The 18028-nt window shown below is 45.2% G+C and carries 17 protein-coding genes; 8 read left to right on the top strand and 9 right to left on the bottom strand.

The genetic code is table 11. The annotated features are described in order from the left end of the window. Positions 1–2: 2 nt before the first annotated feature. Positions 3–923 (bottom strand): GlxA family transcriptional regulator, encoded by a 921-nt coding sequence (locus MED92_RS02680; RefSeq protein ID WP_007019936.1) that lies wholly within the window; start codon positions 921–923, stop codon positions 3–5. Positions 924–1028: 105 nt separating this feature from the next. Here MED92_RS02680 and MED92_RS02675 point away from each other — a divergent pair, with 105 nt between their 5' ends. Continuing rightward, positions 1029–1568, top strand: a complete 540-nt coding sequence (locus tag MED92_RS02675) for a hypothetical protein (protein WP_007019935.1) — start codon at positions 1029–1031, stop codon at positions 1566–1568. A 57-nt stretch (positions 1569–1625) separates the two neighbouring features. Further along, positions 1626–3380 carry a DNA repair helicase RadD gene (gene radD / locus MED92_RS02670; protein WP_007019934.1) on the top strand — a complete coding sequence of 585 codons (1755 nt, stop codon included), beginning with the start codon at positions 1626–1628 and terminating at the stop codon, positions 3378–3380. Between the two features lie 3 nt (positions 3381–3383). Here the strand turns inward: radD and MED92_RS02665 are convergent, their stop codons facing one another. After that, complete coding sequence (locus MED92_RS02665; protein ID WP_007019933.1) at positions 3384–3740, bottom strand: VOC family protein; 357 nt, start codon at positions 3738–3740, stop codon at positions 3384–3386. Positions 3741–3837: 97 nt separating this feature from the next. Here MED92_RS02665 and MED92_RS02660 point away from each other — a divergent pair, with 97 nt between their 5' ends. Next, positions 3838–4596: a hypothetical protein gene (locus MED92_RS02660; RefSeq protein ID WP_007019932.1), complete on the top strand. Its 759-nt coding sequence runs from the start codon at positions 3838–3840 to the stop codon at positions 4594–4596. Here the strand turns inward: MED92_RS02660 and MED92_RS02655 are convergent. The 4 genes from MED92_RS02655 to MED92_RS02640 all read right to left on the bottom strand — a co-directional run bounded on the left by MED92_RS02655 (position 4583) and on the right by MED92_RS02640 (position 8645). Further along, a complete protein-coding gene (locus MED92_RS02655; protein WP_007019931.1) occupies positions 4583–4885 on the bottom strand; it encodes a HigA family addiction module antitoxin in 303 nt (100 codons plus the stop codon). The genes MED92_RS02660 and MED92_RS02655 overlap by 14 nt on opposite strands. Positions 4886–4998: 113 nt before the next feature. Further along, positions 4999–5736, bottom strand: coding sequence for a Ni/Fe-hydrogenase, b-type cytochrome subunit (gene cybH, locus MED92_RS02650; protein ID WP_007019930.1), 738 nt, complete (start codon positions 5734–5736; stop codon positions 4999–5001). A gap of 24 nt (positions 5737–5760) precedes the next feature. Beyond that, positions 5761–7569: a nickel-dependent hydrogenase large subunit gene (locus tag MED92_RS02645; protein ID WP_007019929.1), complete on the bottom strand. Its 1809-nt coding sequence runs from the start codon at positions 7567–7569 to the stop codon at positions 5761–5763. Continuing rightward, on the bottom strand, positions 7569–8645 hold the full coding sequence (locus MED92_RS02640) for a hydrogenase small subunit (protein ID WP_007019928.1): 1077 nt from the start codon (positions 8643–8645) through the stop codon (positions 7569–7571). The genes MED92_RS02645 and MED92_RS02640 overlap by 1 nt, the downstream gene beginning before the upstream one ends. 381 nt (positions 8646–9026) lie before the next feature. Here MED92_RS02640 and MED92_RS02635 point away from each other — a divergent pair, with 381 nt between their 5' ends. Then, entirely contained in the window at positions 9027–9434 is a 408-nt protein-coding gene (locus MED92_RS02635) for a bacteriohemerythrin (protein WP_007019927.1), read from the top strand. Positions 9435–9590: 156 nt separating this feature from the next. On the opposite strand, the gene MED92_RS02630 is transcribed toward MED92_RS02635, so the two are convergent. Then, positions 9591–10508, bottom strand: coding sequence for a hypothetical protein (locus MED92_RS02630; RefSeq protein ID WP_007019926.1), 918 nt, complete (start codon positions 10506–10508; stop codon positions 9591–9593). Positions 10509–11362: 854 nt separating this feature from the next. Between MED92_RS02630 and hisC the strand changes: the two genes are divergently transcribed. Continuing rightward, positions 11363–12442, top strand: coding sequence for a histidinol-phosphate transaminase (hisC, locus tag MED92_RS02620; RefSeq protein WP_007019924.1), 1080 nt, complete (start codon positions 11363–11365; stop codon positions 12440–12442). Here the strand turns inward: hisC and MED92_RS02615 are convergent. Then, positions 12435–13217, bottom strand: coding sequence for an AraC family transcriptional regulator (locus MED92_RS02615; RefSeq protein ID WP_007019923.1), 783 nt, complete (start codon positions 13215–13217; stop codon positions 12435–12437). The genes hisC and MED92_RS02615 overlap by 8 nt on opposite strands. A gap of 107 nt (positions 13218–13324) precedes the next feature. On the opposite strand from MED92_RS02615, the gene MED92_RS02610 reads away from it, so the two are divergent. The 3 genes from MED92_RS02610 (at position 13325) to MED92_RS02600 (ending at position 16742) form a co-directional block, all read left to right on the top strand. Further along, on the top strand, positions 13325–14710 hold the full coding sequence (locus MED92_RS02610; protein WP_007019922.1) for an SLC13 family permease: 1386 nt from the start codon (positions 13325–13327) through the stop codon (positions 14708–14710). Positions 14711–15238: 528 nt separating this feature from the next. Next, on the top strand, positions 15239–16045 hold the full coding sequence (locus MED92_RS02605; RefSeq protein WP_007019921.1) for a flagellin: 807 nt from the start codon (positions 15239–15241) through the stop codon (positions 16043–16045). A 73-nt stretch (positions 16046–16118) separates the two neighbouring features. After that, positions 16119–16742 carry a LysE family translocator gene (locus tag MED92_RS02600; protein ID WP_007019920.1) on the top strand — a complete coding sequence of 208 codons (624 nt, stop codon included), beginning with the start codon at positions 16119–16121 and terminating at the stop codon, positions 16740–16742. A gap of 437 nt (positions 16743–17179) precedes the next feature. Here MED92_RS02600 and fghA read toward each other — a convergent pair whose 3' ends face one another. Further along, complete coding sequence (gene fghA, locus MED92_RS02590; protein WP_007019918.1) at positions 17180–18019, bottom strand: S-formylglutathione hydrolase; 840 nt, start codon at positions 18017–18019, stop codon at positions 17180–17182. Positions 18020–18028: the final 9 nt, after the last annotated feature.

Raw genomic sequence — 18028 nt, 5'->3', positions numbered from 1 at the left:
TATCAAGCGAAAGAATCGGTGAAACGTTTTCTAAAAGCAGCAGGTGATAAGCCCATAATCCTTTTAAAAGCTTTCCTACAGGTGCTGACATCTTCATAACCGATCTCGCAAACAATAGATTCAAAGCTTTTGCGGGTTGTCTCCAGTAACTCACAACATTTGTGGATTCGATAATGGCTAATATACTCACTCGGTTTGAGGCCTGTTGCTGACTGAAAGCGCCTTAAAAGAGTACGTTCTGATAGATTAAACTCCTCAGCGAGTGACCTGATTTTAAGGGGGTAATTAAATTGAGTATGAATATGCTTCTGAACAGATAAGACCAGAGTATCTCCATGAGCTAGATTGGGACTGAATTGCTGATAAAACCGCTGATCACGAGGAGCGGTATCAATTACCAGATTTTTACCTACTTTGCGCATGACCTGCAGATCAAAGCCAACTTTAATCAGTTCCAGGCCGAGATCTATCCATGACATCATTCCCCCAGCTGTAATCACTTCAGTTTCATTGATAAGAATTTTATCGGAATCAATTTGCTGATCTGGATATAGCTCTCTGAGTTGTTCTGCTAATCCCCAATGGGTGGTAATAGAATGCTCTTTGGTCAGCCCTGTCGCCGCAAGAATAAAAGCCCCTGCACAGGCACTACAAATGACAGCCCCATGTAAGTTTTGCACTCTTAGCCAATCAAGCAATGCCTCATCCGGTTTTAGGTAATAGCTACTGACCTGCGCAGGCGGTATAAATACAAAATTATACCTACGCTCGTTAAAGGTGGTTATCTCCATAGCATTCAGGTGCTTAACTTCAAAGTAACAACCAGAATCTCCACCAACAGCGTTCGCCATCTCCAACATCTCTTCGATCCCATAAAGAGCAGATTTCAATGCCGCGGGGTAGTGAATCAGTGCGATTTCCATAGCGAGTTAATTTTTACCAATGTCTGTTTTATCCCTCATTATGTCTTTTCCGCCACTACTGGGCAAATCAAGGTGTGGGCACAATAACTAAAAACGGAGGCAAACATGCAAATTCAACAACAGATCCCATTATTAGAAGACCTTTTAAGTGAGTGGAAGCAAACAATTGGTGATGAGTTCCAAGGCTATCGAAACCATGTATATCGCATGATTCATTTTTGTTTTGCATTAAAAGAATGCTCAGAAGAAGAGAAAGAGAAAATCATTATCGCCGCCGCATACCATGACATAGGTATATGGATCGAAGACACTGTCGATTATATCGAGCCCTCTTTGCCCCCCTTACATGATTACCTTGAAATATCGGGATGTGACTCATGGCAGGAAGAACTTACTCTGATGATTACCGAACATCATAAACTGAGAAGTTATAAGAACAGTCGTTATCCTCTGGTAGAAGTTTTCAGAAAAGGCGACCTGGTTGATTTCTCTATGGGAGTAATTCGATTTGGCGTAGGTAAAGATTATATAGCGGAAGTTAAGGCAGCGTTTCCTAACGCGGATTTCCATAAGAACCTGGCTAAGCGCGGTGGCCGCTGGTTCTTAAAACATCCGCTAAACCCTGCTCCGATGATGAAGTGGTAACTTGTTAACAAATAGGGTCAGGGGTTATGATCAGCGCTTTCATCCTGACTAAGCCCTATGTCACTACCTTTTACCCTACGCCCTTATCAGCAAGAAGCTGTCGATGCGACACTTGCCCACTTTCGTAAGAAAAACGATCCGGCAGTGATAGTATTACCGACAGGTGCGGGGAAAAGCCTTGTTATCGCGGAACTTGCCCGATTAGCCCGAAAAAAAATCATGGTTCTGACCCATGTGAAGGAGTTGGTGGAGCAAAACCATGCCAAGTATGAAAGTTATGGGCTGACTGGCGGGATTTTTTCCGCCGGCTTAAGCCGTAAGGAGCAACAACACCAGGTCACTTTTGCCAGTGTTCAATCGGTGAATGCCAGTCTGGATAAGTTTAGTGACGAATATTCCCTTCTGATCGTCGATGAGTGTCATCGCGTCAGCGATAATGATGAAAGCCAGTACAACAAAATCTTTAGTCAACTAAAACAACATAATCCTTCGCTAAAGATATTAGGCTTAACTGCAACCCCTTATCGGCTTGGCATTGGCTGGATCTATCAATTCCACTACCGAGGCTATGCACGTAGTGAGAACCTCAAACCCTTTAAACGTTGTATCTATGAACTGCCGTTAAGTTACATGATTCGCAACCATTACCTGACAGAACCGGTAATGGAAGATGCAACGATAGCTCAATATGATTTTAGTGTTTTACAGCAGAACAGCTTTGGTGGTTATTCAGAACAAGACCTCAACCAACTGCTTAGTAAACATCAACGGGTGACACGTTCGATCATTGAACAGGTGGTTGAACGCTCTGAGCAACGTAAAGGAGTCATGATCTTTGCCGCCACCGTCGATCATGCAAAAGAGATTTTCGGTTATCTGCCAGCTGAAAGCGCTGCACTAATCACAGGTGACACTCCACTGGTTGAACGTGACAGGCTGATTAAGCAATTTAAGAACCGCGATATTAAGTTTCTGGTCAATGTCTCTGTACTCACCACCGGTTTTGACGCCCCCCACGTTGACCTGATCGCTATTCTTCGACCCACACAATCCGTCAGTCTTTATCAACAAATTGTTGGGCGCGGGTTACGTTTAGCTCCAGATAAGAAAGATTGTCTTGTGATCGACTATGCGGGTAATAGCTTTAACCTCCACCATCCTGAGGTCGGTGAGAAGCGCCCTGCACCCGATACCGAACCTGTACAGGTATTCTGCCCTTCCTGCGGTTTTGCCAATATATTCTGGGGTAAAACCGATGCTGAGGGAAAAGTTACAGAGCATTATGGACGTCGTTGTCAGGGGTTACTGGAAGACGACTCAGGCCAAATGCAGACGGAACAATGTGACTATCGTTTTCGCTTTAAAGACTGTCCCCATTGTAATGCCGAGAATGATATAGCAGCACGAAAATGCCATCAGTGTCATGAAGCAATCATAGACCCCGACGATCAATTGAAAGATGCCCTTAAACTTAAAAATGCGATGGTGCTGCGCTGTTCTGGCCTCTCTCTCTCAACCAAGGAATCCAAATTGCTGGTAACCTACCATGGTGAAGAGGGTGAGGAGCTTAAAGAAAGTTTTGACTTTTCTAAACCGGCAGCAAAGAAACGCTTTAATCAAATCTTTGGCCGAAGGGTGGCTAATAGCCAGGCCCCTCAACTACTCGAATCTATAGAGCAGGCTCTGGCTTATGAGTCATTATTGACTGCTCCGGACTTCGTCATCGCACGACAGCAAAAACATTTTTGGTCGGTTAAGGAACGAATCTTCGATTACCAGGGGCGTTACCGCAAAGCTAACCAGCTGGCCTAATCATCACTGATCGGACCAGATCGCAAGCTCATTATCATTTGGATCGGTGAAGTGAAAACGACGTCCACCCGGAAAATCAAAGATATCCACTTTGGTATGACCACCTGCTGCTTCAATAAGCGCCTGACTGGCTTCGAGATCCTTACTGTACAGAACGATCAGTGCGCCACCTTCTGAAGAGCTTGCAGATAGTCCAGAAAGGTAAAAGCCACCGGCGAGCCCTGCCCCTTCAAAAGCAGCGTATTCATCGCCATAGTCAGTAAACGTCCAGCCAAACAGATCCGAATAAAACCGTTTGGCTGCCGCTAAATCACGCGCGGGAAACTCTACATAGTTGATTTGGTTGTGGATTTCAGACATTTAAATTACCCCTCCCTGGCTTTAAATAAATAGAACACCAACCATGAGCTATACTTTGTATATACATTAAGCCGGTAGATTTTGGCCCGGAGGTAAAATGTTACGACGTATAGCTATCGCAACAGCCTACATCATCAGTGTAGTCGTATCGAGTTCTTTTGCTGCAGAGCTACAAGTTGGTAAAGCCTGCCCTGTCACCTACCAGAATGAGCCAACCGGCATACTGGTGTTTTCTAAAGCCTGGTATCACAGTAGCAGAAGCTCAGCCAAGTACATTGCAGGAGACAACGCCACGGGTATCGGTATAGAAATCCATCTGCAAAATAACTACAGCGGTAAAGTAGAAGGCTTAAACCTTCCCAGTTGTGATAGATACCGTCTTATTCAGGTCCGTGAAACAACCGCTCGGCTTTTTCAAGGCGAAAGCCGGATTCAAATCGATATACCAGACGGTTTTGATAACCCATTTTACGACAACGCACCTCTGGAACATGGTTATGGATTACATCGCACCCCTATAGACGACAGTGACAAACCCTGGACAGGCCGGCCTTACCGTGATGCCTCAGTTTCAATTTACGATACGCCCTACGTGTCTGATGCCTGGGGCGTAGAAGGTGAACATATCGATGTAAACTTTGAAACCTGTGCCGTCTGTGAACGAGACCGAGGCTATGACAGCATTTTGTCCTGCGGTAGCTGGGGGTATCGACGAGATTATATGGGCGGTATGACGGGTTGGTCTGAACCTGAATTTAGCGGCGTAAGCTGCAGCGCCACACCGAGCAAAACCTTTCAGGAAACCTTAGATCGATCGCATAGGGTCGATTACAGCTACTGGATTAATTGGCGTTAGCTGTGGAACCCGGCAGTTTTTTACTGGCTTCGTAAAGCTCCCATAGCTGCTGTTTCTCCAGCCAAAACATAGGCGTGGTATGGAAAAACCGTGCGAGTTTGAGTGCGGTATCTGCTGAGATTGATCGCTGACCATTTACAATCTCATTCACTCTTCTCCTTGAAATGCTAAGTTCGCGAGCAAGATAGGACTGAGAAATATGTAATGGGATTAGATAACAACGCTCAAGAAAAACGCCGGGATGCTCTGGCTTTTTCAAACTGAAGCGATGTAACCCGTCTTCTTTCATCTTTGTCTCTCACAGTTAACTCAACAAAAAAGCCGGGATCAGACTCCCGGCAAAACAATAGACACAACGAACAAAGGCCCTAAAACACAAGGTTCAAGGGCCTCGTATATGGACTAGTCCGGGCGGTCGTCTTTGAACATTCTCCAGCCGCCCACCATGGTTGAGATCAAACTCTGACGTGACATGATATCTTCACGAATCGCTACATAGACGTGTGTCATGATGAAAACGATAATGAACCACATGCCTAAACGGTGCCAAGTATGCACATCCTGGCTTTGCCCAAACAGAGGAATGATCCAGCCAAACAACTGATCAGACCAGCTGCCATGCCCCATTCCTTCGCTGTATAAAGCAAAACCTGTCACGATCATGAAGGTCATACCGATGACAAAGAAAAAGAACATCGCTAATTGCGCTAGTGGGTTATGCCCTACATATTTCTTAGGTACACGTTCTAAGAAGAAATACCAGCGCAGTTCATGCCCCACCTCTTTCCAGAATTTCCCACTAAACAGCTTCGGTAGGAACAGCTCACGTGAGTGACTGTTGCCTACAAATGCCCAGTAGATCCTGCCAATAAAACCAATAGTGACGATATAGCCCGCCGTAAAGTGAGCAAAGCGAATATACCCCATCAGGTAATTATCGATCGCTTCACCCGGCATTGTTGGTAATGGACGTCCGATAAAAAATCCTGTCACACAGAGGACGATTACCGAAAATACAGTTACCCAATGCCAGAGCCTTACGGGTGCTTCGTAAACATATACCGCGGTCTGGCGACGGGTAATCTGTGTTTCGCTATTGTCACTTAGACCACCCGTTTGCTGATTTAAAGAGTCACTCATTGTTACTCCCTCCTCTATCAGGTGTTAGCGAATTTTTACCTTCGTCAGCTCTTGACCATCTTCCGACATAACGTGAGTCGAGCACGCAAGACAAGGATCGAAGCTATGAAGTGTACGTAGAATTTCCACTGGCTCATCTGGACGTTCCATTGGCGTATTAAGCAGTGATGCTTCAAACGCGCCAATATTGCCCTGGCTGTCACGCGGAGAACCGTTCCAGGTCGTTGGCACAACGGCTTGATAGTTTTCAATTTTTCCGTCTTTGATTTTGATCCAGTGACCTAAAGCTCCACGAGGTGCTTCATTAATGCCAACCCCTTTCGCTTCTTTCGGCCAGGTGGATGGATCCCACTTTTCAACGTTAGCCGTCGAGCTGTCACCTGCCTTGATGTTATCAACCAACTGGTACCAATCTTCGAGCATGGTGTCACAACAAAGCTGACACTCAAGTGCTCGAGCTAATGTACGACCCAGTGTTGATGGTAAGAACTGTTTGATCCCCAGGTCATGCCCTGTCGCCTGATTAAACGCAGCCAAAGAGGTATCGACCTGCTCTTGTACATATTCCTTACCCGACGCATAAGCAATGATATAGCGTGCCAGAGGGCCGACTTCCATTGCATGGCCACGCCAGCGAGGAGCTTTAATCCAGCTGTATTTAGCAGATTCGTCCAGCTCTTTGATGTCGGTCTTGGTGCCCACTGTATTAGGGCCCAGCTCGAAATTAGGATCGGTTTCACCATCCCATGGATGAAGACCTTTCTTGCCGCCTTGATAGCTGTACCAGGAATGATCTACAAATTCCTGAACCTGCTCAGGGTCACGAACATCAACCGGCAATACTTCATCCCAGTTTCCATTCACAATGGCACCTGCCGGAAGAAGATCCGTTGATTTATCGTAAGGCACTTTGCTGTAGGTACCATAAGAAAGAAGGTTTTCAGCGGCCAAACCACCACCGTGCAACCAGTCTTTATAAATGCTGGCGATAGCCATCACATCTGGAATATAAACGTTTTTCGTAAATTCCTGTGCTTCACGAATACGCTCTAAAACGTAGTTAAGGCTGGTCATGTTGATTGGAGCGCCAGACGCACCCACATCATCCAGATTGATCGCACAGGGAACACCGCCCACCATGTAGTTAGGATGCGGGTTTTTACCCCCAAAGATAGTATGAATCTTGACAATTTCTTTCTGGAAATCGAGGGCTTCAAGATAGTGAGACACGGCCATCAGGTCTGCTTCTGGCGGAAGTTTATAAGCGGGATTGTCCCAGTAACCGTTAGCGAATAAACCCAGCTGCCCACTTTCAACAAACTTTTTCAAGCGGGTCTGTACGTCTTTAAAATAGCCCGGGCTGGATTTCGCGTGATGCGGTGAAACCATCTGCTGTAATTCAGATGTCGCCTTCGGGTCAGCTTTAAGTGCATTAACCGGGTTCACCCAGTCCAGTGCATGCAGGTGATAGAAATGCACGATATGGTCATGAATCTGGAGAGTCTTATCCATCATATGACGGATCAAGTGAGCATTCAGTGGAACCTGAATACCTAACGCGTCTTCTACTGCGCGCACCGACGTTAAGGCATGTGTACCTGTACAAACGCCACAAATACGTTCAACAAAAGCCCATGCGTCGCGAGGGTCACGGCCATTTAAGATCACTTCCAGACCACGCCACATAGTACCTGTGGAGACCGCATTGCGGATAATATTGTTCTCATCCACATTCACTTCACAGCGCATGTGGCCTTCAATTCGGGTAACCGGATCAACAACAATTCGACGACCGCTGTTATCCAGATTTTTTGCATTCAACGGGTTGTTCATTATTCCTGATCTCCTTTGTGCTGCGCACGTTTAATTGCACTGATAGCGGCATGACCTGCTATTGCAGCGCCAACACCTCCCGCTACCGCAGTACCAATCTCATCAGCATTACTTTCAATACCAAACTGATGAATATCGGTGAGGCGATCATAGAAAGAACCTTTATCCCAGAACCCATCTTCAGAACATCCAATACAACCGTGACCGGCCTGAATCGGGAAAGAAACACCTTCATTCCAACGCACCGTAGAACAAGCATTATAGGTTGTAGGGCCTTTACAACCTACCTTGTAGAGGCAATAACCTTTACGCGCACCTTCATCATCCCATTCCTCAACAAACTGACCTGCATCGAAATGTGGACGACGGTAGCACTTGTCATGAATACGCTGGCTGTAGAACATCTTCGGGCGACCCTGACGGTCTAGTTCAGGCATTTTGCCAAAGGTCAGCATATAGGTGATGACACCGGTCATAACCTCAGCGATCGGAGGACAGCCCGGTACTTTGATAATAGGTTTATCGGTAATAACCTTGTGAATGGGTACAGCTTGTGTCGGATTTGGGCGCGCAGCCTGTACACATCCCCAGGATGCACAAGAGCCCCAGGCGATAATTGCAGCAGCATCTTTTGCAGCATATTTCAGCTTCTCGACAAAAGGTTTACCACCGGAGATGCAGAACATCCCATCTTCATTAAGCGGAGGATTCCCCTCTACTGCGAGAATGTACTTACCTTTGTACTTCTCCATGGTCTTATAGAGGATATCTTGTGCCTGATGCCCTGCAGAGGCCATCAATGTGTCATCGTAGTCCAGCGAGATCATCGACAGCACAACATCCTTAACTAATGGATGCGCTGAACGGATAAAAGATTCTGAACAACAGGTACATTCAAGCCCGTGCAACCATATAACCGGGGTTCGTTCCTTAGTCTCCATCGCATGGGCGATTCTTGGAGCAAAGGTTGGACCTAATCCGAGCGCAGCTGCAGTCAGGCTACAATATTTGAGAAAGCTGCGACGTGTTATACCCTGTCGTCGCATCACTTCGTAGAAGGTTTCAATTTGGGACATGTGTCTCTCCGCCAGCGTGAAGCACTGAAGCTACGTTTCTTCCCCTGGATTGACTCGTTTAGAGGATCTCCACCAAGAAACGCAGTGATCGTTTTTTTTATGTTCGTTCTTCAGTTACACATATCGCAAATATCGGGCCAAGAATTTATATCCTTTATATTCAACAGGTTAACTAACCATGCTTTGTAATTAAGTTAGAAAGCTTTCCAGGCACAACCCTCTACTGGATAGTCACTTTTCACAAACCAAAGTCTAATAATTAGTTGCCCTGCTATTCTTCAACCTAAATTAATGTATTTTTTTTACATTTATTGATATTCATCACTAATCTGCCCTCAAAAACACGTTAGGCTTTGCCTATATCAAATTGGAGAGAATTAGATGGCCAACCAACTCAACCCTTCAGTTATTCCTCAGGTTGCACTGGATTTTATGAATGAAGATCACGGCGAAGCAGTCGAGCTTGTCAACCAGTTACTGATAGCCATCGAGTCTGATAGCTCTACAAAAGTGTCTGAATTGCTCAAAGCATTTTTTGAACATAACCAAGAGCACTTTGCCCGTGAAGAGGAACAGATGATTCGTGTGAATTTCCCGCCATACTCATGCCACAAGGGCGAGCATGAACGGGTGCTTGAAGAGATGAAAACGGTCATTTCAGAATGGGAAGCGTCCGAAGACAGATCCGCATTACAAAGCTACCTGACAGATACCGTCGCTAATTGGCTGGTAAACCATATCAGCACGATGGATACAGTCACAGCGATGTTTGTACGTCAGCACTCGTAAAGAGTCCCCTCCTAGCCAGAGAGCTACGGCTCTCTTTTATTTGTATTAATTTGCTACTTTGACTGCCGAAACGAGTACATGAAAATAGTGAAATTACGAAAGCAGAAAATTCTTCAATAATTCAACAACTTTAACTCAATAGCGTTGACATCCTCATTAAAAATTCTTCAACAAACCATCATTGAATCTTAAAAAATCATTGCTTTTTATATATTTACAGCTATCGAAAACTTTCAAATACTGTCTCAACTTTAATTTACTTTCTATTTTATTAAAGTCCCCGAACCCGTAAGCAACTTTGCAGCCATCAGGAGAGGAAACTGCACCTCTAACTATGTTTTTTTCTACTTTATATTCTCTATTATTAACATATACATAAGCCTTTGCTTTTTTATTACTTGTTGTATGGTGCTCTAAAAACAAGCCATCCCTTATTGGTGTAATAGTTATTGACCCACCACTGTAAGACCATTCACCAAAGCATAGCTTTTCATTTTCTGAATCCCAACCTTCAGTATACAACCACCACAGATGACCACATCGACTTACTAACCTATATCCGAAATATGCATTTTTATACCCAACATATTCAGGATCTGTTAAGTACCCTTTTTTAATCCCTATATCAATTTCATTTCCATTTTCATCCACCAAATAAACATCTCCTTTATTTGACTTAAAACTTGTGGAGATAGTGGATTTACTTCGATAAGACTTTATATACTCTCCATTATTTAAATAGTATATAGCATATCCTTCGATGCTATCTTTTAACTCACAATGAGAAAAAGAATGCTGCTTTCCTGGTGGAAGCTTATAAGATAGAGCTTCATTGTATATCTTAATGCCTGAAACGCTAACGTTTTCAAGGTTTTCTACTCTTTCAGTCCAGACCTTAAGAACGCCATCTGCGTAACAATATTTAAAATTCACATCAAAATCTAAGGAGAACAACTTAGTGTGGCCGCCATTCAGATCTACTTTATAAATACCTTTTTCAAGTTCACCTCTATTGTTCTTAACTATTGTATCAAGAATTAGATTGTTAATTATCGACCCAATATATGCCGCCATATCCAACGCCGTATCCAAATTGATTTGTGTAAATTTTTTCAAATTCTTGAAAATAATCTTTCTTATTTTCTGGACTGCACGACTGAACTAAAAAGATGACAACAAAAACAAGAAAAAACCTATAGATCATTCTTCTTCTCACAAGAATCTATTAAAGCACTTAAGAAAATAACTAACTATTAAGATTTTAATTCAGAGTTTATGCATTATCATGAGTCACAAACCAATAGTTCGCTTTCGCCCTCCAAAGATGAGGAAGCTGAACTAATTCGAGTTTTGAAGTGACATAGCAACGGATTTACTATCTATCCTGTCTGCTAAAGATCTGTCTACTTTTAAGAGCAATAAGATATTAAGCTCTTTAAAGTATTCAACGACAGATGCCGAATCATCGATCAATTGAAGTATTTGACGGAGAAGCATCAGAGCATTAAGGAAGCCATTGCTCTCTAAATTAATGTTAACAGCGGCTGAGGTTCTTACAGTGGTGGAGTTCATCCCTACTCTCTTAAAGTTCAATCAATGAACGACAATCAGCTTTTAAGTAATTCCAGCCTATGCCAATGCACCTATTAAAACAAGTGTTCTATATCCTTAAGAATTTGCCCAAGGCACTTAAAACACATAGCAACAGCCCAAACATTCTAAAATGTGGCGCTATCTGCCCTTACCCCCCCCTAACTACTGATTACATTTTTTAATACTTATAAACATTTACAACCACTAAGATAACGGTATAACCAGCCAGAGCATTGGGGCTACATCTTATCCCTATGATTCTTTTCTGATATTCTACGCCGCGTTATTTCACCTATAGCGCCCATCGATTGAGGGCCTTGGAATTGGAAGAGAAAATGAGCAAATACTGGAGCGACGCTGTCACGCGTCTGACCCCTTATGTACCGGGTGAACAACCTAAAGAGAGTGGTATAACCAAACTCAACACGAATGAAAACCCGTACCCACCTTCACCCAAAGCTGCCGCCGTTATCAATAACTTTGATACAGACAGACTGCGCCTCTATTCGGATCCGGATTGCACCCAGTTAAAAGATGCAATCGCAGATCAGTTCAGCGTCAATAGAAATAACGTTTTTGTCGGTAACGGTTCAGATGAGGTACTTGCTCATACCTTCGCTGCTTTTTTCCGCCAGGAACATCCACTGCTGATGCCTGAGTTCACTTACAGTTTTTATCCTGTTTATTGTGACCTGTTTGATATCGAGTCTAAGAAAATTCCACTCCGCGACCAATTCGAGCTGAATCTGGACGATTACGATCAGCCCAATGGCGGCATTATCTTCGCTAATCCCAATGCCCCTACCAGTCGTGCGATTGAGTTGGGGGATATCGAAGCCTTAGCTAAGCGTAATACTGAATCGGTTATCGTGGTCGATGAAGCTTATGTTGATTTCGGCGCATCTTCTGCCATTGAACTGACCCAACGTTACGACAATGTGCTGGTAATCCAGACATTCTCTAAATCACGTTCTCTTGCAGGGATGCGGGTTGGTTATGCGATCGGCCATGAAGATCTGATTGATGGTCTGGAGAGGGTTAAAAACAGCTTTAACTCTTATCCGCTGGATATGTTAGCGATAGAATCCTGTGTTGCTGCCATCCAGGATAATGATTATTTTGCCGAAACGAATCAAAAGATCATTAATACCCGCGAATGGACAACAGAAAAACTGGCGGAGCTGGGCTTTATCAGCTTGCCATCCAAAACTAACTTCCTGTTCACTAGCCATCGTTTCCTGGAAGCGGCTGAGCTGATGGGTTATCTACGCAGTAAAAAGATCCTGGTTCGTTATTTCAGTAAACCAGGCATCGACAACTTCCTGCGTATCACGATTGGTACTCAGGAAGAGATGGAACTTTTGGTCAGTACATTGGAACAGCACCCAGATCTATTCAAGATGGATGCTAACTAAGATCCTTAAAATACTGTCCAGGCGGTTTACCTAAGGCTTGTCTGAACATAGCAACAAACGCACTGGGGCTTCGATACCCAAGTTCCAGTGCAATATCGACAACTGCATTACGCTTCCCTAACCTGTCTACTGCTTCCTGAAGCAATAACTGTTTCCGCCACTGCTGAAAATTCATGCCGGTTTCTTTAACAAATAAACGGCTTATGGTGCGTTCGCTAGCCCCTACCTGCTCTGCCCAATAGTTCAAGCCTATCTCTGCGCTTGGGTTTTCAACCATGGCATGCATCACCCGTTGTAAGCGTCTATCTGTGGCTCCCGGCAAGTGTAGCAACGAGGGTTTGAGGTTTTGCAGCTCATCTAAAATCACTGCACAGAGTCTGCTGGCGGGGCTATTTGTAGAGTAGTCATCGCCGAAGTCGGCAACTCGCATAATCAGCTCTCTGAGCAGAGGCGAAACTTCCACCACACTACATTGATCGGACAAACCGGAGAGATAGGCGGGGTCAACGAAAAGGTGCCTGAGTTCAGCAGAGACCTCTGCAGTGGTTCTATGCACTACATCACCGGGTACCCAAACGGCCTGCGAAGGTGGCACTACCCAAACTCCCTCATCGGTATAGACACGGATAATTCCTTCGGCTGCATAAGCAAGCTGCCCGCGAGGGTGTCGATGCGGGTCCATATCAACATTGGCTGCTAACCGACCGCGTAGGCCAATAATGGGGCGCTGCGCATCAATCCGCTGGCCGAGCTGTGAGGGTAATCGTTTTTCCATTGCTAATAGCTTGTCTGTTTATCGATATTTTATGTCTTATTATCGACTGTAAGGCTAGCTAATTCTTGCCAAAATGGAAAAGGTTTTATTAAACAGGTGTCATTGAGATGAATATTTCACTCTCTAAAGGTCAGATATCCGCCATCATTCTGCTGCCGCTCTGTATATTGTCATTACTACTTGGCCCCGCAGCAGACTATTTGAACCAGCAACAGTTGACTGCTGCCTGTCTTATTCTTGGCGCGATCGTTCTGTATGCAACCAGTGCCATTCCTGAGCATGTTACCGCGTTAATCTTTATGGCTGTCGCTATGCTCTTAGCCGTTGCACCAGCGGAGACGGTTTTTTCCGGATTCTACTCAACCGCCTGCTGGCTAATTTTTGCCGGGCTCATTATCGGCATCGCGATCAACGAGACCGGGCTTGCGCAACGTATCGCTGCCGGCTTTTCCAACCATCTGGACAGCAGCTATCTTAAGCTCATTTCCGGCATCGTCATCATGGCAACCTTACTGGGATTTTTAATGCCATCCTCTATGGGGCGGGCGGTACTGTTTATCCCTATAGCCATGGCCGTTGCAGATCGGTGCGGATTTAAAACCGGCAGTAATGGACAGATAGGGGTTGCGCTTGCCGCGGCATTTGGCTGTCACGTACCCACCTTCGCAGTGTTACCTGCCAATGTTCCCAACATGGTGATGATTGGCGCGGCTGAAACCATCCATAACTGGACACCTTTATACGCCGAATATCTTTTCCTGCACTTCCCTATTCTTGGCTTACTCAAAGGCATTCTGATTATCAGTTTGATTCTTTGGTTATATCCAGACTCTCCCAAACGCAATCATGAAGCCACAGAACAATCCAGAATGTCATTCAATGAATATAAGTTATTGTTTATCGTTCTGATTACACTGGGCTTCTGGTTAACCGATTCTTTCCATCACATCTCAGCTGCATGGATTGGCCTTACGGCTGCATGTGTCCTGCTATTACCAGGTATAGGTCTGGTCAGCAGTAAAAGTCTTAACAACAAATTTAATATTGGTTCACTCATCTTTGTGGTTGGAATACTTGGCCTTGGCACCCTGATAAATCATTCAGGTCTTGGAGCGTTGGCAGGAGATCATCTCAACAATTGGCTACCTCTGGCTCCCGGGGAAGATTTAAGCAATTTTATATCGCTGGCGATGACCGCCTTCACGACAGGTATTGTTACCACACTGCCAGGCGTATCTGCAGTGCTCACCCCTTTTGCTGAGCAGCTTGCAGACAAAAGTGGTTTCTCTCTTCAAGCGGTGTTGATGACCCAGGTGCTCGGCTTTTCAACAATACTCTTTCCTTTTCAATCAGCACCGCTAATGGTCGGCATGCAGATCGCGAAGGTGCCAATTAAGCATGCAGCTAAACTGTGTTTTGTTCTCACACCACTGACCCTATTTATTCTATTCCCATTAGATTATCTATGGTGGCAGTTACTTGGCTGGATCTAATCAGCTATAGACACACAATTTATAATGGAACTAATGCAGTGTATAAACTGCAATCTTAACCTCTTATTATCGAAAGGGTTTCAGGGTTTGCTTCTTTTGCCTGAAACCTTTGAGTGAGAGGAACCTACGAACAAGGTCCTATGCGCCTCAGGCTTACAGAGCAAGTGAAGCGCGCGGCAATAATTACAGTCATGCTGGTTGCCTGGCGAAAATTATTAACAAAGCGATTCGTTTGCTCTGCAAGCCCCGTAGGGTGGAATTTATAACGGCCATCTGCCTTGTCAGTCAGTTTGAAAAGGTCTAGACATTTCGCTGCACTGACTTTCGCGCACATGGCCGTTCTATAGTCCACTGAGAAAGCATGAGACCTATTCGCAGGTTCCTTAATACACTCTTCCGTTTATATTCCATTGCAAGATTTCTGGCGCACCTGTTGCGCCATTTTTTATGAACAGAAATCAACTCCTACTGCCACCGTTCCAGCTATACTTAATGGATAGAAAATAAGCGGCGTATCAGGAGCTGCCCATGCCTATTAATCCGACAGGCTTCAGTACAAGCCCCTACAATCAGTTTAATCAGATTCAAAACAGAATCGATGAAAACGAAAAGCAGCTTGCTTCCGGTCAGCGCATTAATAGTTCAGCGGTTGATCCTGCAGGCCTTCAGGTGCTGATTGACCTTCAAAGCGAAGTGTTAGGCAACAACACAGCGATCAGAAATAGTCTGGATGGTGTTTCAGCGCTACAAATAGCCGATGGTGGTGTCAATCAGGTTAATGATTCGCTGCAAAGAATACGTGAGCTTTCTATACAGTCGCAAAACGGCATTCTCAATGACAGTGATCGAGCCGCCCTGCAAAGTGAAGCTGATGCGCTCTTGGAAGGTATCCGCGACACGCTGGATTCTTCTACTTTCAATGGCCAGTCCCTATTAGCTGAAGATGGGCAGTTACGCTTGCAAACCGGTCCTGATGCCGATGACGGTCAGAACATTAATACCTTCAATGTAGCCGGTGAGTTGGAGAATCAAGGGCTGTTTTCTCTGAACATTAGTGACGCTGGGGCTCTGGATATTCTTGATTCAGCGCAAGATTTCCTCGGTACAGTGTCCGGTGAAATTGGCGCCAGCCAGAACAGACTCGACAGCACAATTAACAACCTAAGCCAGTCCAGCCTCAGCCAGGCTGAATCAGCCTCACGTATTGGTGATACTGATTATGCCCGTGCTATATCAGAACGTTCTTCCGCTTTGATACAACAAGAAGTTGGAATTGCGATTCAAGCTCAAGCAAATGCAAGCCGAGGACTGGTATTAAATCTTTTAGGTAGTTAATCTAACCGATTACTCATTATTTTGAGCCCGCTAAACAAGCATCCGGGCTCTAATGCATATCTGGAATTTAAAAATGACTATAGAGAGTGCAATCTCTTTCTTTATCGCTATTTTTATCTTTGGCATTACCCCAGGTCCTGGCGTTTTTGCCATTCTTGCTCGCGCCCTGACCAATGGCGCCAGCTCTTGCTTAATGCTCGCTTTAGGTATGACGATCAGTGATATCCTTTACCTGATTGCGGCTTGTTTTGGCCTGGCCGTTATCGCCAATAACTGGAGCGAACTGTTTACAGTTATCCGAGTCGTCGGCGCAATCTATCTTGTCTATCTCGGCTGGAAGATGTGGAATGCTCCGCTGGATTTAGAAGCGATGGAAAACGATCCCGAAGGTAAGAAAAAAGGTATGGCGCTGGGTTTTCTTCAGGGTTTCCTCATCTCTGCTTCAAACCCTAAGGTGATACTGTTCTACATCGCGTTTTTGCCAACCTTTATGGATCTGACAGTGCTCAGTAATGCCGATATTGTATTCGCTTCATTCCTGACACTGATCGGCTTAATGCTGGGTTTGATGATGATCGCAGTCTTCGCCAGTAAAGCACGTCGCTGGTTTAAATCAGAAGCGGCAGTTAAACGTCTGAACAGAAGTGCAGGATCAATTATGGCGGGGGCTGGTGCTTACCTTATTAGTAGACATTGATTGCTTAAAGGCAGCTGGAAACGGGTAGAGGCCGTTCAAAGCTGCCAGGGTCAGCTAAAAGCAGATAGAGGCGGCTGAATACTGCGAGGACCAGCTAAAAGCGGACAGAGACAGCTGAATGCTGCGAGGATCAGCTATAAGCGGATGGAGGCAGCTGAATGCTGCGAGAATCAGCTAAAACAGATAGAAGCGGCTGAATGCTGCGAGGATCAACTAAAAGCAGCTACATCTTCCGCTCTTATCCGCCCTTATCCGCTCTTATCCGCCTTTATCCGCCTTTATCCGCCTTTATCCGCCCTTATCCGCCTTTATCCGCCTTTATCCGCCCTTATCCGCCCTTATCCGCCCTTATCCGCCCTTATCCGCCCTTATCCGCCCTTATCCGCCCTTATCCGCCCTTATCCGCCCTTATCCGCCCTTATCCGCCCTTATCCGCCTTACAAAAGATACTTTGAATGAAACCTCAAGTGATCTTCAATGAAGCTCGCGATGAAGTAGTAACTGTGATCGTAGCCTTCCTGTAACCGATAATCTAAAGGGTACCCTTCAGGCGCGGCCGATAATAATGTTTCAGGTTTTAGCTGCTCGGCCAAAAACTGATCGGCACTGCCCTGATCCACCAGCATCGGTATTTGATCTTCACAGCAGCTCAACAGGTAGGTACTGTCATAATCCGTCCATTGGGCTCGATCTTCACCCAAATAACCACTCAGTGCTTTCTCACCCCATGGGCAGCTCATCGGATTGCAGATTGGGCTAAACGCAGTCACTGATTTAAAGCGTTCAGGGTTCTTCAGGGCAATCGTAATAGCACCATGCCCTCCCATGGAATGTCCTGAAATAGCACGCAACTCTGATACGGGGAATAAGCTTTCGACTAATGCCGGAAGCTCTTCCGTAATGTAATCGTACATCAGGTAATGCTTGTTCCAGGGGGCCTCGGTAGCGTTTAGATAAAAGCCAGCGCCCAAGCCAAAATCGTATGCACCTTCGGGATCATCTGGCACCGTCTCACCTCTTGGGCTGGTATCCGGTGCCACCAGTGCAATACCCAATTCCGCAGCAATACGCTGAGCGCCTGCCTTCTGCATAAAGTTTTCATCTGTGCAGGTTAAGCCTGAGAGCCAATACACTACCGGAACTTTATGCTGCTCCGACGCATTCGGTGGCAGATAAATACTGAAGCGCATAGAACAGTTCAGCTTTTCCGAAGGGTGGCTTAGTTGTTTAAGCCACCCGCCAAAGCATCTGTTTTCATTCAATATCTCTAAAGACATGAGTTCATC

Source organism: Neptuniibacter caesariensis (assembly GCF_000153345.1).
In the GTDB taxonomy this organism is placed as follows: Bacteria; Pseudomonadota; Gammaproteobacteria; order Pseudomonadales; family Balneatricaceae; genus Neptuniibacter; species Neptuniibacter caesariensis.
The sequence above is the reverse complement of the archived record's forward strand: the minus strand, read 5'-3'. Positions and strand labels throughout refer to the sequence as shown.